Genomic DNA, 22,673 nt, shown 5'->3' with positions numbered 1-22,673 from the left:
GGCGGCTGTCTGCGCCCGATGGCCGCCTGGGCGCGGCCTATAATCGCCCTTCGTCGCGCGCGAGCCCCGGTGGTTGCTGGCTGGCTGCGTGCCGCGCACCCCGCACAACCCACGACCGAGCCCTCCCGAGGACGCCATGAGCGACATCACGCACGAAGCACACACCGGCCCCATCAAGACGCCCAAGCAGTTGTTCTGGGCCAGCGTTCTGGCTTTCGTGCTGCCGGTGTTCATCATCATCGGCCTGGTCTATTACGTCACCTCCGCCACGCTGCCGGCGCCGGGCGTCAGCGAAGTGCAGCGCGGCATCGCCGAGCGCCTGCAGAAGGTGGGCACGGTCGAGATCCGCGATGCCAACCGCCCGCTGCAGACCGGCGAAGCGGTCTACAAGGCCCAGTGCACGGCCTGCCATGCCACCGGCGTGTCGGGCGCGCCCAAGTCGGGTGACCACGCGGCCTGGGCGCCGCGCATCGCGCTGGGCTACGACGCCCTGCTGACCTCGGCGCTGAAGGGTAAGGGCGCCATGGCACCGCAAGGTGGCGGCAACTTCTCCGATCTGGAAATCGGCCGCGCCGTGGTTTACATGGCCAACGCCGCTGGCGGCAAGCTCGCCGAGCCGGCGGCTCCGGCCGATGCGGCCAGTGGCGCCCCGGCTGCCGCAGAGCCGGCAGCGGCTGCTGCACCGGCGCCTGCACCTGCAGCCGCCTCCGAGCCGGCTGCTGCCGCGCCTGCTGCCGCAGAAGCCTCGGCGGCCGCGCCTGCCGCTGCCGTTGTTGCAGCGGCACCGGGCGCCGCCGCAGCCGCCACCACGTCCGACCCGGCAGTGGGCAAGGCGCTGTACGAAAAGTCGTGCACCGTGTGCCACGCCGCCGGCGTGGCGGGCGCGCCCAAGTCGGGCAACAAGGAAGAGTGGGCACCGCGCATCGCCAAAGGCATGGACGCGCTCTACAAGTCCTCCATCAACGGCCTGAACGCCATGCCACCGCGCGGCGCCTCCACCGCCACCGACGACGAGATCAAGGCCGCCGTGGATTACATGGTGAACGCCGCGCGCTGAAAGCCCCTTGCGCCAGCACTCAAAAAGCCGCTTGATGAGCGGCTTTTTTATGGCCAAATTGGCCGCCAGGCCAATCCCATCAAGCGCCGGCCGCTATCAAAACAGCGTGATCGGCAACCAGTGTCAGACAGCGTTGTGGGAGCGGGCTGGCCCGCGATGAGGCGCCTGGTCGCCACCACCGCTTGATCGCGGGTCAGCCCGCTCCCACACGGCGGATGCGATCCGCGCGGCATCCGAGACTTCTTGACGATCAAGCCAGACAGAAGCAATCAGTTGCTCACCGGCCGCCAGCCTGCGCTTGGGGACTGGGCACATAGCCTTCCCGCACCGGCAGTTCAGCCGCCTGCACCGCCTGCGGCGTCCAGCGGCCGGCTTCCACCGCCTCGGCCACGCCGGCCACGTCTTGCGTGTGCACCAGGCCGAAACCCCGGTCAGTGCGCAGGTACACCCGCCCCTGCTCGTCGGTGAACACCGCGTGCACCTGCGCCGGGCGGCCGTCGTGCGCGGTCACGCTGCCGTCGGCCGCCACGCGCCAGATCCAGGGCGTGGCTTCGAGTTCGACGAACACGCGCTGCGGCCCGTTCTGGAAGAACCAGCGGCCGGCCTCGTCGACTTCGTAATTGCGCTGGATGAAGTCGACCAGCTTCTCCAGCTGCACCAGCGCGCCCTTGGCGCCCGGTCGGCCGCTGGCAAACGCGCCGGCCGCCTGCGCCTGCTCGTCGCGCAGGTACCAGTTGCCGCGCGCGTCCAGCCCCAGCCAGCCATAGGCGCTGGGCACATTGGGCCACTTGGCCATGGCCTGCCTGACGATGTCGTCCATGCGGCCATTATGGCCAGCAGTGCGGGCAGGTGTGTCCAGGCGCCTTGTCAACGGCCCATGAGGCGAGGATTCCGGCGACAACAATTTGACGCCGTTGATCGCTCTTTTTTGATGAGCTGTCAGCGCCGATCAGTAAAGCGCTGGAACCATTCAGTGATCATCAAGAAATTCACCCAAGTCCCCCCCTTCATGCCAGTCACGAGCTGGCATGGCCGGCCCGCGCCGGGACCTCTGCCTGCGCCAGCAGCCAGCCACCCACCGCCCGCGGCAGCCAGAACACATGGCCCGGCGCCCGGCCCTGGCAGAAGCCGACGTGGCCGCCCTCGGGCGGCTGCCACAGCGTCACGTGGCGGCCGACCTCGCCCGCGCGCGGCAGCGAGGCAGCGGGCACGAACGGGTCGTTCTGCGCGTTCAGCGCCAGCGCGGGCACGCGGATGTCGGCCAGCACCGGCTTGGCCGAGGCGCGGCGGTAGTAATCGCCGGCCCCCGCAAAGCCGTGCAGCGGCGCGGTGAACAGGTCGTCGAAGGCGATCAGGTCGCGTGCGGCGCGCAGGCGCCCGGCGTCGAACAGGCCGGGGTGCTGCGCCAGCTTGGCGCGCGCCTTGGTCTTCATGCTGCGCAGGAACAGGCGGGTGTAGACCTGCCGGTTGAAGCCGCGTCCGATGGCCTGCGCGCCCGCCGCCAGGTCGAGCGGCGAACACACCGCCGCCACCGCCGCGACCAGCGTCCCCGCGCTGACGCCCGCCTCGCCCGCCCAGCGCAGCAGCGCATTGCCGCCCAGCGACACGCCCACGGCCAGCACCGGCCCGCCGCCGCGCGCCCGTTGCGCGCCCTGGAAGCGCGCCAGAAGCCAGCCGACCTCGGCGAAGTCGCCCGAGTGGTAGGCGCGCGGGGCGCGGTTGGGTTCGCCCGAGCAGCCGCGGAAATGCGGCACCGCCAGGCCCACGCCGTGCGAGCGCGCCCAGCCGGCGAAGGCCTCGGCGTAGTGGCTGCGCGACGAGCCTTCGAGGCCGTGGAACAGCACCAGCAGCGGCGCGCCGGCCGGTGCGGCAGGTTCGAGCCAGTCGACATCGACGAAGTCGCCATCGGGCGTGTCCCAGCGCTCGCGCCGGTAGGCGATGCGCGGCCCGGCCACACGGCGCGCGTGGAGCGCCGGCCACAGCGTCTGCAACTGGCCGCCCGGCAGCCAGGCGGGCGCGCGATAGGGGGTCACTTCTATTTTGATAGCTGCCTGCGCTTGCCCGTCGGGCGCTGAAGCCACTTTTTTCTTGAAAAGGCCGCAGCCCGCAGCTTCAATGCAGCAGCTGCGCCGGCTGCGACACCTCGGCCACCTCGCTGCGGCCGGGGCTGGCATGGTGCGCCACCAGGCGCCAGCCCTGTGCCGTCTTGAAGTACACGTTGGTGGCCACCACCCAGGCGTGCTGCGTGCCTTCGGCGGTCACCAGGTCCACGCGCTCCAGCACGTTGTGGAGGGCGGCGCCGAGCGATTCGACCTTGCGCAGGCGCTCGGGGTGGGCGCGCACGGCACCGTTGGCGAACATGGCCTCGAACGCGGCGCGGATGGCCGCCGCGCCCACCAGCCGCGGCCCGCCGGGGTGCACGCAGACGATGTCGTCCTCGTCGGCCCAGCAGGCCATGAGCTGCTCGATGTCGCCGGCCTGCAGCGCTTCGTAGAAGGCGGCTTCGACGTCGTCGGCAGAACCGCCGTGCTGGGCGGCGCGGTAGCGGGACTTGGGCATGGCACGCGAAGGCTCGGGTGATGACAGCCCCGCATTGTGCCGCGTGGCCAGCACACCACGCGAACATGGGGTGGGCGCAGAACGAGCGCTCAGCCTACAGAACAAAGCATTCGTTTCATGCTAACTTCCGCGCCTGTTCAAAACCACTCTCTGAGTTCGGAGGAATTCCCATGAAAAGCTGGCTGCTCAAGATCGGCGCCGTGCTGGCGATGGCCGTGTCGCTCACCGGCTGCGGCTACAACGACTTCCAGCGCCTGGACGAAGCCACCAAGTCGGCCTGGAGCGAGGTGGTCAACCAGTACCAGCGCCGCGCCGACCTGATCGACAACCTGGTCAACACCGTCAAGGGCGAAGCCCAGTTCGAGCAGGACACGCTCAACCAGGTGATCAACGCCCGCGCCAGGGCCACCAGCATCCAGGTGACGCCCGAAACGCTGAACAACCCCGAAGCCTTCAGGCAATTCCAGGCCGCGCAGGGCGAGCTGTCCAGCGCACTGAGCCGCCTGATGGTGACGGTGGAGCGCTACCCCGACTTGAAGGCCAACAAGGCCTTCGCCGATCTGCGCGTGGCGCTGGAAGGCACCGAGAACCGCATCGCCGTGGCGCGCAACCGCTACATCGAGGCGGTGCAGCAGTACAACGTGCTGGCACGCAGCTTCCCGACCAACCTGACGGGCATGGTGTTCGGCTACAAGCCGAAGGAAAACTTCACCGTGGCCAACGAGGCCGCCATCTCCACCGCGCCGCGCGTGGACTTCACCACTGGTCCGGGCCCGGCGGCATCGCGCTGACGCTCACAGGCCTTGCTCGCCTGCGGCCATCGTTTACATATAAAAAGTGCCTCTGAAGCCCTTCCTTCGTGCCCTGATAGCTATTTTATTAATAGCGCTCTCGGCGCTCGCCGCCCACGCCCAGCAACTGGTGCCGGTGCCGCCGCTGACCGCGCGCGTCGTCGACACCTCGGGCACGCTGGACGAGGCCCAGAAGGCCACGCTGGAGGCCAAGCTGGCGGCGCTGGAGCAAGACAAGGGCGCGCAGGTGGTGGTGCTGGTGGTGCCGACCACGGCGCCGGAAGACATCGCCGCCTTCGCCAACCGCGTCGGCAACACCTGGAAGATCGGCCGCAAGGACGTCGGCGACGGCCTGATTCTGCTGCTGGCGGTGCAGGACCGGCGCGTGCGCATCGAGGTGGCCAAGACGCTGGAAGGCGCGGTGCCCGACATCGCCGCCAGCCACATCATCAACGAGGCCATCACGCCGCATTTCCGCAACGGCGATTACGCCGGCGGGCTGAACGCCGGCGTGGACCGCATCGGCGCGCTGGTGCGGGGCGAGGCGCTGCCGCCGGTGACGCAGCCGCAGGGGCGCAGCGGCCAGGGCGACCTGGGGCTGGGCCTGTTCGAGCTGGCCATTTTGCTGTTCGTCGCCATGCCGATGATCAACGCCTTCGCGCGTGGCATCTTCGGCCGCAAGCTGGGGGCGCTGGCCACCGGCGCGGGCGTGGGCGGGCTGGCGTTCGTGGTCACGGCCAGCCTGGCACTGGCCATCATCGCCGGCGTCATCGCGCTGGTGTTCGCGCTGTTCAGCGGCATCGTGTCGGCCCTGCCGCAACCGCGCTCGCGCGGGCGCTCGGGCGGCTGGGGCGGCCCGGTGATCCCGCCGCCCTCGGGGGGCAGCTGGGGCGGCGGCGGTGGCGGTTTTGGCGGCGGCTTCGGGGGTGGCTTCGGCTCTGGCGGCGGCGGCAATTTTGGTGGCGGCGGCGCCAGCGGGGGGTGGTGACCGTGTTCAAGACCATCGCCCGCCTGATCCGCCACCGCTGGCTCGACCACACCGATGCCGCGCGCGCCATTCCCCCGGCGCTGGCCGAACAATTGCGCCGCCGCGTGGCCGCCAGCGAGCAGCGCCACACCGGCGAGGTGCGCATCTGCGTCGAGGGCGGGCTGCCCACCAGCTACCTGTGGCGCCACCTGCGCGACCGCATCCCCATGACCGAGATCGTGCGGCAGCGGGCGCTGATGCAGTTCTCCAAGCTGCGCGTGTGGGACACCGAGCACAACAACGGCGTGCTGATCTACCTGCTGCTGGCCGAACACGCCATCGAGCTGGTCGCCGACCGCGGCGTCAACCGGCTGGTGGCGCCGGGCGCCTGGCAAGCCATGGTGACGCGCCTGGGCGGCGCGCTGCACGAGGGCCGCTTCGAGGACGGGCTGACCAAGGCGCTGGAGGAGGTCTCGGCGGTGCTGGTGGCGCACTTTCCCGAATCGCCCGAGGCGTCGCGCGACGAGCCCAACCAGTTGCCGGACGAGCCGGTGCTGCGCTGACGCGGCGCGGGCTCCGCTTCTTCAGAGCTTGTTGGCGCCGGGGGCGCCCATCACCGGCTTGCCCTGGAGCGCAGCCACCTGGTCCAGCAGGCGCTTGTTCACGCCGTGGGCGGCATCCAGCTCCTGCTGCAAGGCCTTGCTGACCTGGGCGAACGTCATCAGCTTGCGGTTGGTTTCGCGCAGATGATCGGCAATGCGCTTGGACATGGCCAGCAGCAGGCGCGCCGCCACGCCGGGCTTGTTCTCCATCAAACGGGTCAACGAGTCGCGCGTGAGCACGGCCAGCGCCAGATCGGTCGACGCGGTACAGGTGGCCGAGCGCGGGCCGCCGTCGATGATGCCCATGTCGCCGATCAGACTGCCCGGCCCCAGCACCGACACCACCATGCTGTCGTGCGCCGCGGCGACGGAGTTCTCCACGGTCACCTCGCCATCCAGCACCAGCGCCATGAAGTCGTTGCGGGTGGATTCGCCTTCGCGAATCACCACCTGCCCGGCCTTCACCAGTTCGGGCCGCATGTAGCCCACCACTTCGCGCGCGTCGGCAGCGCTCAGTTCGACCAGCGCGCCCGACGTGATGAGCAGCGCCGCAGCCTTCACCTGGACGTTTTCGCCCGCCTTGGCCTTGCCTAGAAACATGGTGTGGATTTTAGGCAGTGCCTGGCTGTCGCCCAAAGGCATTAGTTATCAAAAAAACAAGGCCCGCACGAGGCGGGCCTGGAAAGTACGGCGCCGGCGTCGAATGCGGCGCGCATGGGCTGTCTCTCGATCAGCGCTTCTGGCGATACTTGCGCAGCGCGGCGATCTGGGCCGCCAGGATGGCCAGCTCCGACGTGGCACGGGCCATGTCGATCTCGCTCTTGGCGTTCTTGAGGGCTTCCTCGGCCTGCTTGCGCGCATCGGCCGCCTTGGCCTCGTCCAGGTCCTTGCCGCGGATGGCGGTGTCGGACAGCACGGTGACCAGGTTGGGCTGCACTTCCAGAATGCCGCCGGCGACGAAGACGAACTCTTCCTCGCCGTTGGCCTTGGTGATGCGCACCGAACCGGGCTTGATGCGCGTGATCAATGGGGTGTGGCGCGGATAGATGCCCAGTTCGCCGGCCTCACCGGGCAGTGCCACGAACGTGGCCTCGCCCGAGAAGATCGACTCCTCGGCGCTGACCACGTCGACATGAATGGTATTGGCCATGCTTTTATTCCTCGTTGTACCCCTGCCGCGACACCTGCATGTCTGGCACGCTTCCCCGATCCGAGGGTCGCGGAGCAGACCATGTCCGTGCCGCCGTGGAGCGGGTTTGGCCCGGCCACTGGCGGCGTCCCCCCTCTGGGGGGAAGGCGCTAAGCGACTCAGGGGGGGGCGTCACTTCAGACTTTCTTGGACTTCTCGATGGCCTCGTCGATGGTGCCGACCATGTAGAACGCCTGCTCGGGCATGTGGTCGCACTCGCCGTTCACGATCATCTTGAAGCCGTTGATCGTGTCCTTCAGCGACACGTACTTGCCGGGCGAGCCGGTGAACACCTCGGCCACGTGGAACGGCTGGCTCAGGAAACGCTGGATCTTGCGCGCACGGGCCACGGCCAGCTTGTCTTCCGGCGACAGCTCGTCCATGCCCAGAATGGCGATGATGTCGCGCAGTTCCTTGTAGCGCTGCAGCGTGCCCTGCACCTGGCGGGCCACGCCATAGTGTTCTTCGCCGACCACCAGCGGATCGAGCTGGCGGCTGGTCGAGTCCAGCGGGTCCACGGCGGGGTAGATGCCCAGCGCCGCGATGTCACGCGACAGCACCACGGTCGAATCCAGGTGGGCAAAGGTGGTGGCGGGCGACGGGTCGGTCAGGTCGTCCGCCGGCACATACACGGCCTGGATCGACGTGATGGAGCCCACCTTGGTGGAGGTGATGCGCTCCTGCAGGCGGCCCATTTCCTCGGCCAGCGTCGGCTGGTAGCCCACGGCGGAAGGCATGCGGCCCAGCAGCGCGGACACTTCGGTACCGGCCAGCGTGTAGCGGTAGATGTTGTCGACGAAGAACAGCACGTCGCGGCCTTCGTCACGGAAGGATTCGGCGATGGTCAGGCCCGTCAGCGCCACACGCAGGCGGTTGCCCGGCGGCTCGTTCATCTGGCCGTACACCATGGCCACTTTCGACTCGCCCAGGTTCTCCAGGTTCACGACGCCGGATTCGGCCATCTCGTGGTAGAAGTCGTTGCCCTCGCGGGTACGCTCACCCACGCCAGCGAACACCGACAGGCCCGAGTGCGCCTTGGCGATGTTGTTGATGAGTTCCATCATGTTCACGGTCTTGCCCACGCCGGCACCGCCGAACAGGCCCACCTTGCCGCCCTTGGCGAACGGGCAGATCAGGTCGATCACCTTGATGCCGGTTTCCAGCAATTCCTGCGACGGCGACAGCTCGTCGTAGGTGGGCGCCTTGCGGTGGATGGAAGCGGTCTGGGTCTGGTCGACCGGACCGCGCTCGTCGATCGGGTTGCCCAGCACGTCCATGATGCGCCCCAGCGTGGCGGGACCCACGGGCACGGTGATGGGGTTTGCGGTGTTGGTCACCATCATGCCGCGGCGCAGGCCGTCACTTGACCCCAGCGCAATGGTGCGCACGATGCCGTCGCCCAGCTGCTGCTGCACTTCCAGCGTCAGCGCCGAGCCTTCCATCTTGAGCGCGTCGTACACCCTGGGCATCTGGTCGCGCGGGAACTCCACGTCGACCACGGCGCCGATGCACTGAACGATTTTTCCCTGAACGCCCTTGGTGTTCGTCATGTTCTCTTGAGCCATTTGTCTTGCTCCAATACTTGTATTCGGGTGTGATCGGTGTCAGACCGCCGCAGCGCCCGCCACGATCTCGGACAGTTCCTTGGTGATCGCCGCTTGGCGGGTCTTGTTGTAGACCAGCTTCAGTTCGTTGATCACGTTGCCGGCGTTGTCGGTGGCGGCCTTCATGGCCACCATGCGCGCCGACTGCTCGGACGCCATGTTCTCGGCCACGGCCTGGTAGGCCAGCGCCTCGACGTAGCGCACCAGCAGGTCGTCGATGACTGACTGCGCATCCGGCTCGTACAGGTAGTCCCAGGAGTGCTGCTTGCCGCTGTCGCGCGTTTCCTGCTGCATCTGCTCGGCCGACAGGGGCAACAGCTGCTCGATCACCGACTCCTGCTTCATGGTGTTGATGAAGCGGGTGTAGGCGATGTAGACCGCGTTCAGCTCGCCCTTCTCGTACTGGTCGAGCAGCACCTTGACGGGGCCGATCAGCTTTTCGAGGTGCGGCGTGTCGCCCAACTGCGTGGCCTGCGACACCACCTTGGCGCCGACGCGCGTCAGAAAGCCAAGCCCCTTGTTGCCGATGGCCACCGTCTCCGTCTGCACGCCCTCGCCCTGCAGCTCACGCAGCTTGGCGGTGACGGCGCGCAGCACGTTGGTGTTCATGCCGCCGCACAGGCCCTTGTCCGTGGTCACCACGATCAGGCCGGTTTTCTTGACGTCGTTCGACTTCATGAAGGGGTGCACGTACTCGGGGTTGGCCGCGCCGAGGTGGGCGGCGATGTTGCGCACCTTCTCGGCGTAGGGACGGGCCGAGCGCATGCGATCCTGCGCCTTGCGCATCTTGGACGCGGCCACCATCTCCATGGCCTTGGTGATCTTCTTGGTGTTTTCCACCGATTTGATCTTGCCGCGAATTTCCTTGCCGACTGCCATTGCTTATCGTCCTTTCAGTGAAAGGATCAGGCGAAGGTCTTCTTGAAGGCTTCGACCGCAGCCTTCAGGGCCGCTTCCAGATCCTTGTCCTTGTCGATGGCCTTGCCGGACTCGAGCTTGCTCAGCAGATCGCCGTGCTTGTCCTTCAGATAGCCATGCAGGCCGGCCTCAAACGGCAGGATGTCCTTGACTTCCACGTCGTCCATGTAGCCATTGTTGACGGCGAACAGCGAGGCCCCCATCAGGCTGATGGGCAGCGGGCTGTACTGCGGCTGCTTCAGCAGCTCGGTCACACGGGCACCGCGGTCCAGCTGCTTCTTGGTGGCGGCGTCCAGGTCGGACGCGAACTGCGCGAAGGCGGCCAGTTCACGGTACTGCGCCAGGTCGGTACGGATACCGCCGGCCAGCTTCTTGATCAGGTCGGTCTGGGCCGCACCACCGACGCGCGACACCGAGATACCCGCGTTGATGGCGGGACGGATGCCGGCGTTGAAGAGGTTGGTTTCCAGGAAGATCTGGCCGTCGGTGATCGAGATCACGTTGGTCGGCACGAAGGCGGACACGTCGCCGGCCTGCGTCTCGATGATCGGCAGGGCCGTGAGCGAGCCGGTCTTGCCCTTGACTTCGCCCTTGGTGAAGGCTTCGACATAGTCGGCGTTCACGCGCGCGGCGCGCTCCAGCAGGCGACTGTGCAGGTAGAACACGTCGCCAGGGTAGGCTTCGCGGCCCGGCGGGCGGCGCAGCAGCAGCGACACCTGGCGATACGCCACGGCTTGCTTGGACAGGTCGTCGTAGATGATCAGGGCGTCTTCGCCGCGGTCGCGGAAGTACTCGCCCATGGTGCAACCCGAGTAGGCGGCCACGTACTGCATGGCGGCGGACTCGGAGGCCGAGGCGGCAACGACGATGGTGTAGTCCATGGCGCCGGCCTTCTCCAGGGCGCGCACCACGTTCTTGATGGACGACGCCTTCTGGCCGATGGCGACGTACACGCAGGTCATGTTCTGACCCTTCTGGTTGATGATCGTGTCGATCGCCACCGCGGTCTTGCCGGTCTGGCGGTCGCCGATGATCAGCTCGCGCTGGCCGCGGCCCACGGGCACCATCGAGTCGATGGCCTTGAGGCCGGTCTGCACCGGCTGGCTGACCGACTGGCGCGCAATCACGCCCGGCGCGACCTTCTCGATCACGTCGGTCATCTTGGCATTGATGGGGCCCTTGCCGTCGATCGGCTGGCCCAGGGCGTTGACCACGCGGCCGATCAGCTCGGGGCCGACGGGCACTTCCAGAATGCGGCCCGTGCACTTGACGGTATCGCCTTCGGAAATGTGCTCGTACTCGCCCAGAATCACGGCGCCGACGGAGTCGCGCTCGAGGTTCAGCGCCAGGCCGAAGCTCGGCTGGCCATCGGGCGAGGGCGGGAACTCCAGCATCTCGCCCTGCATGGCATCGGACAGGCCGTGCACGCGCACGATGCCGTCGGTGACCGACACCACGGTGCCCTGGTTGCGCACGTCGGCGCTGACACCCAGGCCCTCGATGCGGCTCTTGATCAGTTCTGAAATTTCTGCGGGATTGAGTTGCATGACTCTTTCCTTGTCCTATGAGGTTTTATCGAGGAGCCTGGCCTGACGTTCAGGCGGTCAGGGCCATCTTCATTTGTTCCAGGCGCGCCTTGACCGAGGTGTCGAGCACTTCGTCGTCAACCACCACCCGCACGCCGCCGATCAGCGAGGGATCAACCTCCACCGTGGGCTCGAGCTTGCGGCCGAAGCGCTTCTCCAGCGTGCCGACCAGCTCAGCCAGTTCGCCCTGCCCGATCGGGAAGGCGCTCTGGATCAGGGCGTCGGAACTGCCGCTCACGCTGTTGGCCAGCTGGCGGAACTGGCGCGCCACCTCGGGCAGCGCGGCCAGTCGCTCGTTGTCGATCACGGTGCGCAGGAAGTTGGTGCCACGCTCGGGCAGCGGGTTCTTCAGCACGCTGGTGACGATGTGGAACACCTGGCTGGCGTTGACCTTGGGGTTAGCCGCGAACTGCAGCAACTCGTTGTTGCCTGCCGCGTTCGCCAAACCGTCCAGCCAGGCTTGCGTGCCGGACAGGTCGGCACGGGACACCTGGAACAGGGCCTCGGCGTAGGGTCTTGCAATGGTGGCGAGTTCTGCCATGGAGCGTTTCCTTTGAGCGAGCGCTGATGAATCAGAGCTCGGTCTTCAGACGGGACAGCAGATCCGCATGCACCGTCGGGTTGACTTCCTTGCGCAGGATCTGCTCGGCGCCCTTGACGGCCAGCGCAGCCACCTGCTCGCGCAGGGTTTCGCGTGCCTGCACCACCTGCTGCTCGGCATCGGCCTTGGCCGTCGCCACGATCTTGTTGGCTTCCTCGGTGGCACGCACCTTGGCCTCCTCGATGATCTGCTGCGCACGGCGCTCGGCTTCCGCCAGGCGGGCCGCGGTCTCGTTGCGCGAGCTGGCCAGCTGTTCCTCGACGCGCTGGTTGGCAGCGGCGAGTTCAGTCCTGGCCTTGTCGGCGGCAGCAAGCCCGTCGGCGATTTTCTGAGCCCGCTCGTCCAGTGCCCTCGTGATCGGCGGCCACACGAACTTCATCGTGAACCACACCAGGATCGCGAAGACAACGGCCTGCAGGAACAGGGTCGCGTTGATATTCACGGTTCGACTCCTTTCAGTCTCGAAAGGCTACGCCGATTAACCGAGGGTGAACGGGTTGGCGAAGGCGAACAGCAGGGCGATGGCGACGCCGATCAGGAACGCAGCGTCGATCAGACCGGCCAGAACGAACATCTTGGTCTGCAGTTCGTTCATCAATTCGGGCTGGCGAGCGGAGGACTCGAGGAACTTGCCACCCATCAGGGCGATACCGATCGACGCGCCGATGGCACCCAGACCGACAATCAGACCACAAGCCAGAGCGACGAGGCCGAGAACGTTTTCCATGATTGCTCCTAGAGAAAAGAAAGGGAAAGTTGAAGGAAAAAAAGGAAATTGCGGAACTCAGTGCGCGTCGTGCGCCTGACCCACGTAGATCAGCGTCAGCATCATGAAGATGAACGCCTGCAGCGTAATGATCAGGATGTGGAAGATCGCCCACACAGATCCCGCAATCACGTGCCCGACACCCAGCCAGAAACCGCCCGAGAGGGGGTTGAACTGCCAGGCCCATACGCCGCCCATCAGGGCGATCAGCATGAAGACGAGTTCGCCGGCAAACATGTTGCCGAACAGTCGCATGCCGTGCGAGACGGTCTTGGCGACGAATTCGATGATCTGCATCAGGAAGTTGATGGGCCACAGCAGCGGGTTGGCTCCGAACGGCGCAGTGACCAACTCGTGCGCCCAGCCGCCGGCACCCTTCATCTTCACGTTGTAGACCAGACAGACGATCAGCACACTGACCGACAGGCCCAGCGTGGTGGACAGATCGGCCGTGGGCAGGAAGCGCATCACATCGGGCTCGCCCATGGCCGGGCCGGCGGAGTGCCAGATGGTGGGAATCAGATCGACCGGCAGCAGGTCCATGGCGTTCATCAGGAAGATCCAGACGAACACGGTGAGCGCCAGCGGCGACACCAGCTTGCGGCTCTTGGCGTTGTGGATCACGCCCTTGGCCTGGTTCTCGACCATTTCGGACATGATTTCGACCGCGGCCTGCAAGCGCCCCGGCACCCCCGAAGTGGCCTTGCGCGCGCCCAGCCACAGCAGCCAGCAGCCCAGTGCGCCCAGCAAGATCGACCAGACCACCGAGTCCAGGTTGAAGATGCTGAAGTCGATGATGTCCTTCTGCGTGACCGTCTCGAACGAGAAGTTCTTCTGCAGGTGATGCAGGTGGTGCTGGATGTATGCCCCAGCGGTTGGTCCGTTTGCAGCGGTTTCAGCAGCCATAAGTCACCAGTTCCTACGTCACTCTTGTCGTTTTGCCGAGCGGCGCCTTGCCGACATCAGCCACAAGGCCAGCCAGGCCGCCTTGATCGTCACCACAAACCCGGCCAGCAAGGCCAGCCAATGCACTTGCGTCAGCACCTTGGGCGCTGCCAGCAGCAGGGCCACGGTGAGCGCGATCTTGATCCCCTCCCCCACCATCAGCGCCATCAGGGCGCTGCCGGCGTTGGCTTGCCGTCGCATCCGGCGGGCCACCATGCGGGCAAACAGCACCGCGGGCAACCATGCCGCCAGCGCGCCGTAGGCCACCGACCAGACCGGGGGCCGCTGCCCTGCCGATACCAGCCAGGCCACGGCCACCGCCATCAGCCCCACCGCTGCCTGCACCCCGACCACCGGCCAGGGCGACAGCGGCGGATTCGCCGCACGCCATTGTTGCGCCTGCTCGGCGCTCCAGGGCTTGAATCCGTCCTCGGCGGCATCATCTGCCTCTTCAGCAGACCCCACCCGCGCCGGATCAGGTGCGATTGTGGTCATCTCGGATTACGTGCAGTTGACGTGTGTCTGTCTGCGACTGCAAAGCCTCTGATTATAGGGGGAAGTCCTGATGAGGCGGCGCGCAGTCCTACAAGCGTGCGCGGCCGTTGCTGCGCACGGGCAGGCGCTGGGCCACAATGGTCGCCGCCACCACCCATTGCACACCCCCATGAGCCCAGACCCCGCCGCCCACCTGCCGCCGCTGCCTTGCCACCTGAACGGCGAGCTCACCACGCTGCGCGAAGCGCGCATCAGCCCGCTGGACCGCGGCTTCATCTTCGGCGACGGCATCTACGAGGGCATCTCCATCTACGGCCAGCCGGGCCACGCGCCGCAGCCGTTCCGCTTCGAGCAGCACATGGCACGGCTGGAGCGCGGGCTTGCGGAAACGCGCATCCCCAACCCGCACACGCACGCCGAATGGCGGCAGATCGCGCTCGACCTGATCGCCGCGCACCCCGAGCGCGACAGCGTGCTCGACTGGTTCTACTACTTCCAGGTCACGCGCGGCGTGGCGCTGCGCGACCACCCCATGCTGCCGGGCCTGACGCCCACCGTGTTCGCCACCTGCCTGCCAATGAAGCCGCCCACGCCCGAGCAGCGCGCGCAGGGCGTGCCTTGCGTCACAGCCGACGACTTCCGCTGGAAGAAGGCGCACCTGAAGTCCATCAGCCTGCTGGGCGCGGTGTTCGCGCGGCAGATCAGCTACGAGCAGGGCGCGCTGGAGACTGTGATGTTCCGCGACGGTTTTTTGAGCGAAGCCGCCGCCAGCAACGTCTGGGTGGTGAAGAACGGCGTCGTGATGGGCCCGCCCAAGGACCACCTGGTGCTCGAAGGCATCCGCTACGGCGCCATCGAGGAGCTGTGCGCGCAAGAGGGCATCGGCTTCGAGCTGCGCCGCATCCCGCGCGCCGAGGTGCTGGCCGCCGACGAGCTGATGCTGTCGTCGGCCACCAAGGAGGTGCTGCCCATCACCACGCTCGACGGCCAGCCCGTCGGCAACGGCCGGCCCGGCCCCATCACCCAGCGGCTTTACGCCGCCTACCAGCGCGCCAAGCAGGCGCTGTTCACCGCATGACCGAACCCACCCAGCCCCCTCAGCCCCCGATCGAGCTGACGCCCGAGCAGCGCGAATCGCTGATCGAATACCCCTCGCGCTTCCCGATCAAGGTCGTCGGCGTGAACGAGAACGGCTTCGTCATCGCCATGACGCACATCGCCAAGCAGTTCGACCCCACGTTCGACGCCGCCACCGTGGAGCTGCGCGAAAGCGGCGGCGGCAAGTACCTGGGCGTCACGCTCACCGTGCTGGCCACCAGCCGCGAGCAGCTCGACGAGCTGTACCGCACGCTCAGCACGCACCCAATGGCCAAGTGGGTGCTGTGACGGGGGCGACGGGGCGCTGATCGAGGCAGCGGGGCCGAGCCCCTGCGCGCCAGAAGGGGGAAACAAGGGGGGGGACTTTGCTTATTTTTTTCAAGTACTGAATAGGGCTCTAGCGCCCGATTACCAAGCGCAAGCAGCTATCTATTCAATACCGTAAAACGGCGTCAAATCACTATCGCTTGTTTTTGTGCCGCACCTGTTCTGACCGCTGAGCCTGCGCACCCCCCACTGCCGGCGCCCGGCCATCCCGCGCACAGCGCTGCCCCCAGCGCAGCCTCAGCGGCGATACCGATCCACCCAGCCGATGCGCAGCGTCTGCTGGCGCTCCAGCCAGCCCTCGGGCAGCGCTACCCAGAAGCGGCTGTCGCGCTGCCAGATGCTGAAGCCATCCGGCGGCAGGGGCGGCACCTCGTCGCCCGCCGTGTGCGCCGGATTGACCACCTGAAAACGCACGCCCTCCAGCACATCGAAGGGGCGCCCGGCCGCGTACTCGAACTCCACCTGCACCCGGTGCGGCCACACGCCGCGCACCGGCCGCACCTCCACCTGGCCGACGCCGGCGCTGGACGTCACCACCAGCCGCACCCCGCGGCCCCAGCCTTGCGGCACCACCGTCACGCCATCGCCCTCGGCGCGCACCGGCGGCCGCTGCCAGTGCAGCGCGTAGCCGTGGCTTTCGGTGCGCGCCGGCGGCGGGGCCGAGGCGCGCGACGCCGGCGGCTCGGGCACCGATGCCGCACCCAGCGGCGCGGGCCGCTGCGGCAGCGCGGCAGCCGCCGTGCTGGCCGCCGCGGCCGGTGCCGACGCGGCGGCGGCCACCACGGAATCGGTCGGCGGGCTGGATTCGCAGGCCACCAGTGCCAGCCCCAGCAAGCCCGCCGGCGCCGCCCCTTGAATCCGAACAAAAACCCGCTTCAGCGCCCGTCCAGAAAGCGCGGGCAGCTTCTTTATCGATAGCATTCAGTTCCTTTGTTGACTCGAAAGAACACAACTTGAAAAACCCTTGAACGCAGAAATCGCCAAGGCAGCGCAGAAGACGCACAAGCATCATCTGCCGGCCATCACCGAAGATGGCCACCATCGCTGGTGAAAGCGCGCGCCAGGTTTTCGCCCGCTTGTTCTGCGCCTTTTGCCAAGTCTCGGCGTTCTTTTGCGTTCAAAAAATCCAGCGCATCTTCAAGCCGATAGCTTTCCCATCAATCACCACGGCGCCGCGCCTGCACCGTCAGGCCGATGCCGACCGCGATCAGGCCCGTGCCCCACCACACCTGCGCCGGGTAGCGCTCGCCCATCAGCCCCGCGCCGATCAGCACGCCGACGCCCGCCGACACGGTGCCGATCTGGCTCAGCAGCACCGGCCCGCCCGCGTGCTGCAGGCGGAAGAACAGCGGAAACATCGCCACCGCCGCCGCCACCTGCAAGGCGCTGATGCCCGGCAGCGCGGCCAGCGCCGGCAGGCCGCTGAACGCCCCCGTCACCGCGCCCGCCGCCAGCAGCAGCGCCGCTGCCACCCCGTGGCTGCCCACCGCCAGCCAGGTGGGGTCGGCGCGCGGCGGCCAGTCCAGGCTGCGGTACACGTTGCCGATGGCCAGCAGCACGGGCACCAGCAGCCCCAGCCCCACCCACAGCCAGTCGGCCGGCCGCCCGGCCTCGCCACGCGCCAGCGCCACCAGCAGCGCGCCGGCAAAGCCGATGGCGATGCCCGCGTATTCCAGCCGTGCCGGCGCACGCAGCCCGGCCAGGGCAGACAGCAGCGCCGTCAGCAGCGGCGACAGCGTGAACAGCATGGCCGTGGCGCCGCTGCCCAGGTGCGTGATCACGCTCAGCACCAGCACGTTGGGCACCGCGTACGACACCAGCGCCGTGACCACGAAGTAGCGCAGGTGCTGCGCATCCCACACCAGCGCCCGGCGCCGCAGCAGCAGCCACGCCCCCAGCACCGCGCTGGCGCCCAGCGAAATCAGCGCCGCCCACAACAGCGGCGGCACCCCACCCAGCCGCGCCAGCTTGCCCAGCGGAAAGTACAGACCCAGCAGCGTGCCGACGGCCAGCAGCAGCCTGGCGGGGGAATGCAGACGGGGGTTCACGACGTTGGCAGGCGGATCGCGGCACATGGCGCCGGGTCTGCCGCAGGATATACATGAAATATGGCCACAGCGCCCGTCGGACGAGCGCGAACAGCTACATCAATAAGAGCAATCACCCCGGCTGCAGCGCCGCTTGCAGGGTGTGCAAATCGTCCGCGCTGAAGCAGCAGAACACCACCTCGTCGATGGCGCCTGCGTGCGCTGCCAGGGCCGCGCGCACCGCTGCCACCGCCACCTGCGCCGCCGGCGCCTTCGGGTAGCCATACACCCCGGTGCTGATGGCCGGAAACGCGATGCTGCGCGCCCCCACGCGCACCGCCTCCTCCACCGAGCGGCGGTAGCACGACGCCAGCAGCGCCGGCTCGCCCTGATCGCCGCCGTGCCACACCGGCCCCACCGTGTGGATCACCCACTGCGCCGGCAGCCGGTAGCCGCGCGTCGTCTTGGCCTCGCCCGTCGGGCAACCGCCCAGCGCGCGGCATTCGGCCAGCAGCTCCGGCCCCGCCGCACGGTGGATCGCCCCGTCCACCCCGCCGCCGCCCAGCAGGCTGGAGTTGGCGGCGTTCACGATGGCATCCACCGCCAGCGTGGTGATGTCGGCCTGCACGGCGCGCAAGGTGGTCATGGGGCGATGGTGTCACACTCGCCGCATGGATGTCCGCTTGCTCGGCCGCGTGGATTACGCGCCCACCTTCGACGCCATGAAGGATTTCGTGGCCCAGCGCTTGCCCGGCGAGCGCGAGCAGCTATGGATTTGCGAGCATCCGCCAGTCTTCACGCTCGGCCTGGCGGGCAAGCCCGAGCATGTGCTGATGCCGGGCGACATCCCGGTGGTGCCCACGGATCGCGGCGGGCAGGTGACTTACCACGGGCCGGGGCAGGTGGTAGCGTATCCGCTGATCGACCTGAAGGCGCGCAGCTACTTCGTCAAGGAATACGTGCACCGGTTGGAGGAGGCGGTGATCCGCACGCTGGCGCACTTCGGCGTCACCGGCCACCGCGTGGCGGGCGCGCCGGGCATGTACGTGCGGCTGGATGACCCCTTCAGCCACGCCGTGCTGCCCCAGCGCCCGCAGCGGCGCGAGCCCGGCAGCCCGGCGCCGCAGCCCGACTTCAGCGGCCTGGGCAAGATCGCCGCGCTGGGCATCAAGGTCAGCAACCACCGGACGTATCACGGCGTGGCGCTGAACGTGGCCATGGACCTATCTCCCTACCAGCGCATCAACCCCTGCGGCTATGCGGGTTTGCAGACGGTGGACCTTTCTACAATCGGCGTTTCCGCCACGTGGGACGAGGCCGCGCAGCAGTTGGCCGCACAGTTGACCCGCTTGCTGGCGGTGTGATCGAACCCGAGCGCCATCGCGGCCAAGGCCGCTCCTACAGCGATGGCGCGCCCTGCTTGGTGTAGGAGCGGCCTTGGCCGCGATTGATGCCCTCCACAACCTCGAACACCACCATCGGCCCCGACGCCCCCGTCGTGCGCGAACACCAGCCCGCCGAAACCTACGACGCCACCGCCAAGCAGAAGGCCGGCGCCAAGCTCTCGCGCATTCCCATCAAGGTGCAGAACGACGGCCCGGCGCTGAAGAAGCCCGATTGGATCCGCGTCAAGGCCGGCAGCAGCACCACACGCTTCTACGAGATCAAGGACATCCTGCGCCAGAACAAGCTGGTGACGGTGTGCGAAGAGGCCAGCTGCCCCAACATCGGCGAGTGCTTTGGCCACGGCACGGCCACCTTCATGATCATGGGCGACAAGTGCACGCGCCGCTGCCCGTTCTGCGACGTGGGCCACGGCCGACCCGACCCGCTGGATGTGAACGAGCCGGTCAATCTGGCGGGCACCATCGCGCAGCTCAAGCTGAAGTACGTGGTCATCACCAGCGTCGACCGCGACGACCTGCGCGACGGCGGCAGCCAGCACTTTGTCGACTGCATCCGCGAAACGCGCGCGCGTTCGCCGCAGACGCAGATCGAGATCCTGACGCCCGACTTCCGCGGCCGCGACGACCGCGCGCTGGAGATTTTGAAAGCCGCGCCGCCCGACGTTATGAACCACAACCTCGAGACGGTGCCGCGCCTGTACAAGGAAGCGCGCCCGGGCAGCGACTACGCCTTCAGCCTGAACCTGCTGAAGAAATTCAAAGCCCTGCACCCGGGCGTGCCGACCAAGAGCGGCCTGATGGTGGGCCTGGGCGAAACCGACGAAGAGATTCTGGACGTGATGCGCGACCTGCGCGCGCACGGCGTCGACATGCTGACCATCGGCCAGTACCTGGCGCCCAGCAACGCGCACCTGTCGGTCAAGCGCTACGTGCACCCCGACACCTTCAAGATGTTCGAGCGCGAGGCGTACGCCATGGGCTTCACCCACGCGGCCGTGGGCGCGATGGTGCGGTCGAGCTATCACGCCGACAAGCAGGCACAGGCTGCCGGCGTCTGACGGCGCGGCGCGCCAGTTGCCCCGCGTCGTCCGTGCACGGGCGGTGCGTGGGTCGCGCCGGCCGCTTCGGCCGCCGCTTGGGGCGGTCTTCTTGAGGTGATGACTTTGGCGCACATGCACGCGCCGCGCTGGCGCTCGCGTGGCCAGCGCCAGCCGCCGGGCCGCCATGGCCCCCCTTGTACGTCACCACGATTCCTGCCAGCCAGAGACATTGCCGCGCCAGTTCCAGACAGCGCCACGCCGCAGCCAGCCCTAGAGTGAAGGCGCGTCGGACGCCGGGCCGCCGGGCGGCGCGAAACCACACCAAAAACAGGAGACAAAGACATGCCACAAGGCACCATCACGTCTGCGCTGGACGCGCTGCTCACCCAGACCACCCAGCGCCACGGCGGCGTACCCGGCGTCGTCGCCATGGTCACCGACCGCGACGGCAACTTCTACGAAGGCGCGGCCGGCACGCGCGAGCTGGGCCAGGACCAGCCCATGACCACCGACGCGGTGTTCGCCATCTTCTCGACCACCAAGGCGCTGACCGGCGCATGCGTGATGCAGCTGGTGGAAGAAGGCAAGATCCGCCTGGACGACCCCGCCGGCCGCTACGTGCCCGAGATCGACGAGCTGCAGGTGCTGGACGGCTTTGACGCCGCCGGCCAACCCCGCACCCGCCCGCCCAAGCGCGCGATCACCGTCAACGACCTGATGCTGCACACCTCGGGCCTGGCGTATGAGTTTTTTAGCGCCGACGACCTGGCCTACCGCACGGCCAAGGGCATCCCGACGGTGGTGGGCTGCGACTTTGCCTACATCCGTACCGTGCTGGTGCATGAGCCGGGCGCCGCCTGGACTTACGGGCCCAACATCGACTGGCTGGGCCGCATAGTCGAGCAGCAGCGCGGCCAACGCCTGGGCGCGATGATGGCCGAGCGGATCTTCGGCCCGCTGGGCATGAAGGACATCGGCTTCGGCATGACCGAATCCATGCGCAGCCGCCGCGTGACCATCCACGACCGCGCGGCCGACGGCAAGCTGACGCCGCTGCCCGTGCTGGCGCTGCCCGATCCGCCCCCCATGGACATGGGCGGCCACGGCCTGTACGCCACGGTGGGCGAATACATGAAGTTCATCCGCATGATGCTGAACGACGGCGCCGGCCCGCACGGCCGCGTGCTCAAGCCCGAGACGGTGCAGGCGATGAGCCGCGACGGCCTGGCGCCCATGGGCCTGTCGACCGGCGGGTGGACGACCTCGATCCCCTCGCTCAGCAACACCGGCGAATTCTTCCCGGGCTCGCCCAAGGGCTGGGCGTACACCTTCCTCACCAACCGCGAGCGCACGCCGTCCGGCCGCGCAGCGGGCTCGTTGATGTGGGCGGGCCTGGCCAACTGCTACTATTGGATCGACCGCGCCAGCGGCATCGGCGGCTACTGGGCCACGCAGATCCTGCCGTTCCAGGACGCGGTGTCGTACCCCGGCTTTGTCGAGTTCGAAACCACCGTTTACCATCATCGCTGAGCCGCAGCACCGCGCGGCGCCCCAAGGAGCGTGCCGGTATGCAAGCGATGCGCGATGTGCTGATCACCAGCGCCGATGGCGCGCCCTCGCAGCGCCACCGGCTGGTGGCGTCCACCGACTGGGACGAGGTGCAACACTGGTGCCGGCAGATCTACCTGCCGTACGACGCAAAGCCCGCCGGCCCGGCGCGCCAGCCCAACGCGGTGCTGGACGCCATGCAGATCGGGCAGCTCACGCTCAGCCGGTTCAGCTACGGCGTGCCGGTGCACCTGAGCGGCTTTGACGAAGGCGCCGGCATTGGCCTGGTGCTGACCACGCTGCAAGGCGCGGTGCGGCACTGGTCCAGCGGCCGCACGCACGCCGACACCGGCGTGGGCGATTCGTACCTGGTCGATCTTTCGCGCGCGCACTACCGCCTGGACGCCGACGCCCGGCACCTGCAGGTCAACCTGACGTTTCGCCACGACGCCATGGCCGCGCTGCACCAGCGCTGGTTCGGCTGCCCCGCCGATGAACGCATGTGGGCGCGCGCCTACCGCTTTGGCGGCGCGCAATCCAGCTGGATGCAGCTGCTGGGCTACGTCTGCCGCTGCATCACCGAGATGCCCGACGCGGTGCAGCACGGCCCGCTGGGGCGCCACCTGGAGGAAATGATCGGCGTGCACCTGCTGACGCAATGGCGCCAGCAGCTGGACGTGCCCACATCGCCCACGCTGCACAGCCTGGCGCCGCGCCACGTGCTGATGGCCGAGCAGCACATTCGCGACCGCGCGCGCGAGGCGCCCACGCTGAGCGCGCTGGCCAGCCATGCGGGTGTCAGCGTGCGCACGCTCAACGCCGCGTTTCGCGAATACCGCCAATGCACGCCGATGCAGGCGCTGCGCGACGCGCGCCTGGCTGGCGTGCGCGCAGACCTGCTGGCGGCGCGGCCCGGCGCGCGCGTGCGCGACGTGGCCGAGGCCTGGGGCTACGCGCAGCTGGGCATCTTCGCGGCCAACTACCGCCAGCGGTTCGGCGAGTCGCCTTCTGAAACACTGAATCGCCGCGCTTGACGCCCGGCGGCGCTGCCGCGGCGAATGACTGTCAAAAGAAAACGGGCTCTAGCCCGGATATTTCACCGTAGTAGAGCCACAAACGAGTACGGCATTGCCCTTGTGTGCCCGAA

At 67.8% G+C, this 22,673-nt stretch carries 26 protein-coding genes; 10 read left to right on the top strand and 16 right to left on the bottom strand.

The annotated features are described in order from the left end of the window. Positions 1-136: 136 nt before the first annotated feature. Entirely contained in the window at positions 137-1,057 is a 921-nt protein-coding gene (locus ACFSCU_RS03510; protein WP_180550556.1) for a c-type cytochrome, read from the top strand. 277 nt (positions 1,058-1,334) lie between these two features. On the opposite strand, the gene ACFSCU_RS03505 is transcribed toward ACFSCU_RS03510, so the two are convergent. The 3 genes from ACFSCU_RS03505 to ACFSCU_RS03495 all read right to left on the bottom strand — a co-directional run bounded on the left by ACFSCU_RS03505 (position 1,335) and on the right by ACFSCU_RS03495 (position 3,616). Beyond that, positions 1,335-1,877 (bottom strand): DUF2946 family protein, encoded by a 543-nt coding sequence (locus ACFSCU_RS03505; protein WP_180550555.1) that lies wholly within the window; start codon positions 1,875-1,877, stop codon positions 1,335-1,337. 196 nt (positions 1,878-2,073) lie between these two features. Beyond that, on the bottom strand, positions 2,074-3,090 hold the full coding sequence (locus ACFSCU_RS03500) for a YheT family hydrolase (protein ID WP_333705287.1): 1,017 nt from the start codon (positions 3,088-3,090) through the stop codon (positions 2,074-2,076). Positions 3,091-3,169: 79 nt separating this feature from the next. After that, positions 3,170-3,616, bottom strand: a complete 447-nt coding sequence (locus tag ACFSCU_RS03495) for a YybH family protein (protein ID WP_180550554.1) — start codon at positions 3,614-3,616, stop codon at positions 3,170-3,172. A 170-nt stretch (positions 3,617-3,786) separates the two neighbouring features. Here ACFSCU_RS03495 and ACFSCU_RS03490 point away from each other — a divergent pair, with 170 nt between their 5' ends. From ACFSCU_RS03490 to ACFSCU_RS03480, 3 genes are read left to right on the top strand one after another with little or no spacing between them, the layout of a single operon-like run. Then, positions 3,787-4,407, top strand: coding sequence for a LemA family protein (locus tag ACFSCU_RS03490; protein ID WP_180550553.1), 621 nt, complete (start codon positions 3,787-3,789; stop codon positions 4,405-4,407). 46 nt (positions 4,408-4,453) lie between these two features. Continuing rightward, a complete protein-coding gene (locus tag ACFSCU_RS03485) occupies positions 4,454-5,395 on the top strand; it encodes a TPM domain-containing protein (protein WP_377559924.1) in 942 nt (313 codons plus the stop codon). A 2-nt stretch (positions 5,396-5,397) separates the two neighbouring features. Further along, on the top strand, positions 5,398-5,937 hold the full coding sequence (locus ACFSCU_RS03480; protein ID WP_377560257.1) for a TPM domain-containing protein: 540 nt from the start codon (positions 5,398-5,400) through the stop codon (positions 5,935-5,937). A 21-nt stretch (positions 5,938-5,958) separates the two neighbouring features. On the opposite strand, the gene ACFSCU_RS03475 is transcribed toward ACFSCU_RS03480, so the two are convergent. From ACFSCU_RS03475 to ACFSCU_RS03430, 10 genes are all read right to left on the bottom strand, one after another. After that, positions 5,959-6,576, bottom strand: a complete 618-nt coding sequence (locus ACFSCU_RS03475; RefSeq protein WP_180550552.1) for a cyclic nucleotide-binding domain-containing protein — start codon at positions 6,574-6,576, stop codon at positions 5,959-5,961. A gap of 130 nt (positions 6,577-6,706) precedes the next feature. Then, positions 6,707-7,126, bottom strand: coding sequence for a F0F1 ATP synthase subunit epsilon (locus tag ACFSCU_RS03470; protein WP_180550551.1), 420 nt, complete (start codon positions 7,124-7,126; stop codon positions 6,707-6,709). A gap of 176 nt (positions 7,127-7,302) precedes the next feature. Then, positions 7,303-8,730 carry a F0F1 ATP synthase subunit beta gene (atpD, locus tag ACFSCU_RS03465; protein WP_180550550.1) on the bottom strand — a complete coding sequence of 476 codons (1,428 nt, stop codon included), beginning with the start codon at positions 8,728-8,730 and terminating at the stop codon, positions 7,303-7,305. 39 nt (positions 8,731-8,769) lie between these two features. Then, positions 8,770-9,648 carry a F0F1 ATP synthase subunit gamma gene (gene atpG / locus ACFSCU_RS03460; RefSeq protein ID WP_180550549.1) on the bottom strand — a complete coding sequence of 293 codons (879 nt, stop codon included), beginning with the start codon at positions 9,646-9,648 and terminating at the stop codon, positions 8,770-8,772. Between the two features lie 26 nt (positions 9,649-9,674). Next, entirely contained in the window at positions 9,675-11,234 is a 1,560-nt protein-coding gene (gene atpA, locus ACFSCU_RS03455; RefSeq protein WP_180550548.1) for a F0F1 ATP synthase subunit alpha, read from the bottom strand. Positions 11,235-11,283: 49 nt separating this feature from the next. Next, positions 11,284-11,814, bottom strand: a complete 531-nt coding sequence (locus tag ACFSCU_RS03450) for a F0F1 ATP synthase subunit delta (RefSeq protein ID WP_180550547.1) — start codon at positions 11,812-11,814, stop codon at positions 11,284-11,286. A gap of 31 nt (positions 11,815-11,845) precedes the next feature. After that, the gene (locus ACFSCU_RS03445; RefSeq protein WP_180550546.1) at positions 11,846-12,316 is read right to left on the bottom strand and encodes a F0F1 ATP synthase subunit B; all 471 of its coding nucleotides are present in this window, start codon (positions 12,314-12,316) and stop codon (positions 11,846-11,848) included. Positions 12,317-12,352: 36 nt separating this feature from the next. Beyond that, entirely contained in the window at positions 12,353-12,601 is a 249-nt protein-coding gene (gene atpE / locus ACFSCU_RS03440; RefSeq protein WP_028603996.1) for a F0F1 ATP synthase subunit C, read from the bottom strand. A gap of 57 nt (positions 12,602-12,658) precedes the next feature. Further along, on the bottom strand, positions 12,659-13,546 hold the full coding sequence (atpB, locus tag ACFSCU_RS03435; protein ID WP_377559922.1) for a F0F1 ATP synthase subunit A: 888 nt from the start codon (positions 13,544-13,546) through the stop codon (positions 12,659-12,661). Between the two features lie 18 nt (positions 13,547-13,564). After that, positions 13,565-14,080 (bottom strand): ATP synthase subunit I, encoded by a 516-nt coding sequence (locus ACFSCU_RS03430; RefSeq protein ID WP_333705293.1) that lies wholly within the window; start codon positions 14,078-14,080, stop codon positions 13,565-13,567. A gap of 169 nt (positions 14,081-14,249) precedes the next feature. Here ACFSCU_RS03430 and ACFSCU_RS03425 point away from each other — a divergent pair, with 169 nt between their 5' ends. After that, complete coding sequence (locus ACFSCU_RS03425; RefSeq protein WP_180550545.1) at positions 14,250-15,158, top strand: aminotransferase class IV; 909 nt, start codon at positions 14,250-14,252, stop codon at positions 15,156-15,158. After that, positions 15,155-15,466 (top strand): YbeD family protein, encoded by a 312-nt coding sequence (locus ACFSCU_RS03420; RefSeq protein WP_377559921.1) that lies wholly within the window; start codon positions 15,155-15,157, stop codon positions 15,464-15,466. The genes ACFSCU_RS03425 and ACFSCU_RS03420 overlap by 4 nt, the downstream gene beginning before the upstream one ends. A gap of 276 nt (positions 15,467-15,742) precedes the next feature. On the opposite strand, the gene ACFSCU_RS03415 is transcribed toward ACFSCU_RS03420, so the two are convergent. The 3 genes from ACFSCU_RS03415 to ACFSCU_RS03405 form a co-directional block, all read right to left on the bottom strand. Next, positions 15,743-16,426, bottom strand: coding sequence for a hypothetical protein (locus ACFSCU_RS03415; protein WP_377559920.1), 684 nt, complete (start codon positions 16,424-16,426; stop codon positions 15,743-15,745). A 236-nt stretch (positions 16,427-16,662) separates the two neighbouring features. Continuing rightward, complete coding sequence (locus tag ACFSCU_RS03410; RefSeq protein WP_377559918.1) at positions 16,663-17,553, bottom strand: DMT family transporter; 891 nt, start codon at positions 17,551-17,553, stop codon at positions 16,663-16,665. 112 nt (positions 17,554-17,665) lie between these two features. Then, positions 17,666-18,178 carry an O-acetyl-ADP-ribose deacetylase gene (locus ACFSCU_RS03405; RefSeq protein WP_180550541.1) on the bottom strand — a complete coding sequence of 171 codons (513 nt, stop codon included), beginning with the start codon at positions 18,176-18,178 and terminating at the stop codon, positions 17,666-17,668. Between the two features lie 25 nt (positions 18,179-18,203). On the opposite strand from ACFSCU_RS03405, the gene lipB reads away from it, so the two are divergent. From lipB to ACFSCU_RS03385, 4 genes are all read left to right on the top strand, one after another. Continuing rightward, positions 18,204-18,896: a lipoyl(octanoyl) transferase LipB gene (lipB, locus tag ACFSCU_RS03400; protein ID WP_180550540.1), complete on the top strand. Its 693-nt coding sequence runs from the start codon at positions 18,204-18,206 to the stop codon at positions 18,894-18,896. Positions 18,897-18,982: 86 nt separating this feature from the next. Next, positions 18,983-19,996 (top strand): lipoyl synthase, encoded by a 1,014-nt coding sequence (lipA, locus tag ACFSCU_RS03395; protein WP_180550539.1) that lies wholly within the window; start codon positions 18,983-18,985, stop codon positions 19,994-19,996. 324 nt (positions 19,997-20,320) lie between these two features. Then, positions 20,321-21,508: a serine hydrolase domain-containing protein gene (locus tag ACFSCU_RS03390; RefSeq protein WP_377559916.1), complete on the top strand. Its 1,188-nt coding sequence runs from the start codon at positions 20,321-20,323 to the stop codon at positions 21,506-21,508. Between the two features lie 38 nt (positions 21,509-21,546). Further along, a complete protein-coding gene (locus ACFSCU_RS03385) occupies positions 21,547-22,560 on the top strand; it encodes an AraC family transcriptional regulator (RefSeq protein WP_180550538.1) in 1,014 nt (337 codons plus the stop codon). Positions 22,561-22,673 lie beyond the last annotated feature (113 nt).

This window comes from Ottowia beijingensis (genome assembly GCF_042680925.1).
Lineage (GTDB): Bacteria > Pseudomonadota > Gammaproteobacteria > Burkholderiales > Burkholderiaceae_C > Ottowia > Ottowia beijingensis.
This window is presented reverse-complemented; position numbering and strand designations above follow the sequence as displayed.

Coding starts and splice junctions, on each gene's coding strand:
- ACFSCU_RS03420 (WP_377559921.1), top strand. CDS start 15,155: ATGACCGAACCCACCCAGCCCCCTCAGCCCCCGATCGAGCTGACGCCC.
- ACFSCU_RS03425 (WP_180550545.1), top strand. CDS start 14,250: ATGAGCCCAGACCCCGCCGCCCACCTGCCGCCGCTGCCTTGCCACCTG.
- ACFSCU_RS03385 (WP_180550538.1), top strand. CDS start 21,547: ATGCAAGCGATGCGCGATGTGCTGATCACCAGCGCCGATGGCGCGCCC.
- ACFSCU_RS03495 (WP_180550554.1), bottom strand. CDS start 3,616: ATGCCCAAGTCCCGCTACCGCGCCGCCCAGCACGGCGGTTCTGCCGAC.
- atpE (WP_028603996.1), bottom strand. CDS start 12,601: ATGGAAAACGTTCTCGGCCTCGTCGCTCTGGCTTGTGGTCTGATTGTC.
- ACFSCU_RS03505 (WP_180550555.1), bottom strand. CDS start 1,877: ATGGACGACATCGTCAGGCAGGCCATGGCCAAGTGGCCCAATGTGCCC.
- ACFSCU_RS03450 (WP_180550547.1), bottom strand. CDS start 11,814: ATGGCAGAACTCGCCACCATTGCAAGACCCTACGCCGAGGCCCTGTTC.
- ACFSCU_RS03470 (WP_180550551.1), bottom strand. CDS start 7,126: ATGGCCAATACCATTCATGTCGACGTGGTCAGCGCCGAGGAGTCGATC.
- ACFSCU_RS03490 (WP_180550553.1), top strand. CDS start 3,787: ATGAAAAGCTGGCTGCTCAAGATCGGCGCCGTGCTGGCGATGGCCGTG.
- atpB (WP_377559922.1), bottom strand. CDS start 13,546: ATGGCTGCTGAAACCGCTGCAAACGGACCAACCGCTGGGGCATACATC.
- ACFSCU_RS03475 (WP_180550552.1), bottom strand. CDS start 6,576: ATGTTTCTAGGCAAGGCCAAGGCGGGCGAAAACGTCCAGGTGAAGGCT.
- lipB (WP_180550540.1), top strand. CDS start 18,204: ATGGATGTCCGCTTGCTCGGCCGCGTGGATTACGCGCCCACCTTCGAC.
- ACFSCU_RS03390 (WP_377559916.1), top strand. CDS start 20,321: ATGCCACAAGGCACCATCACGTCTGCGCTGGACGCGCTGCTCACCCAG.
- atpD (WP_180550550.1), bottom strand. CDS start 8,730: ATGGCTCAAGAGAACATGACGAACACCAAGGGCGTTCAGGGAAAAATC.
- ACFSCU_RS03405 (WP_180550541.1), bottom strand. CDS start 18,178: ATGACCACCTTGCGCGCCGTGCAGGCCGACATCACCACGCTGGCGGTG.
- atpG (WP_180550549.1), bottom strand. CDS start 9,648: ATGGCAGTCGGCAAGGAAATTCGCGGCAAGATCAAATCGGTGGAAAAC.
- lipA (WP_180550539.1), top strand. CDS start 18,983: ATGCCCTCCACAACCTCGAACACCACCATCGGCCCCGACGCCCCCGTC.
- ACFSCU_RS03510 (WP_180550556.1), top strand. CDS start 137: ATGAGCGACATCACGCACGAAGCACACACCGGCCCCATCAAGACGCCC.
- ACFSCU_RS03430 (WP_333705293.1), bottom strand. CDS start 14,080: ATGACCACAATCGCACCTGATCCGGCGCGGGTGGGGTCTGCTGAAGAG.
- ACFSCU_RS03415 (WP_377559920.1), bottom strand. CDS start 16,426: ATGCTATCGATAAAGAAGCTGCCCGCGCTTTCTGGACGGGCGCTGAAG.
- atpA (WP_180550548.1), bottom strand. CDS start 11,234: ATGCAACTCAATCCCGCAGAAATTTCAGAACTGATCAAGAGCCGCATC.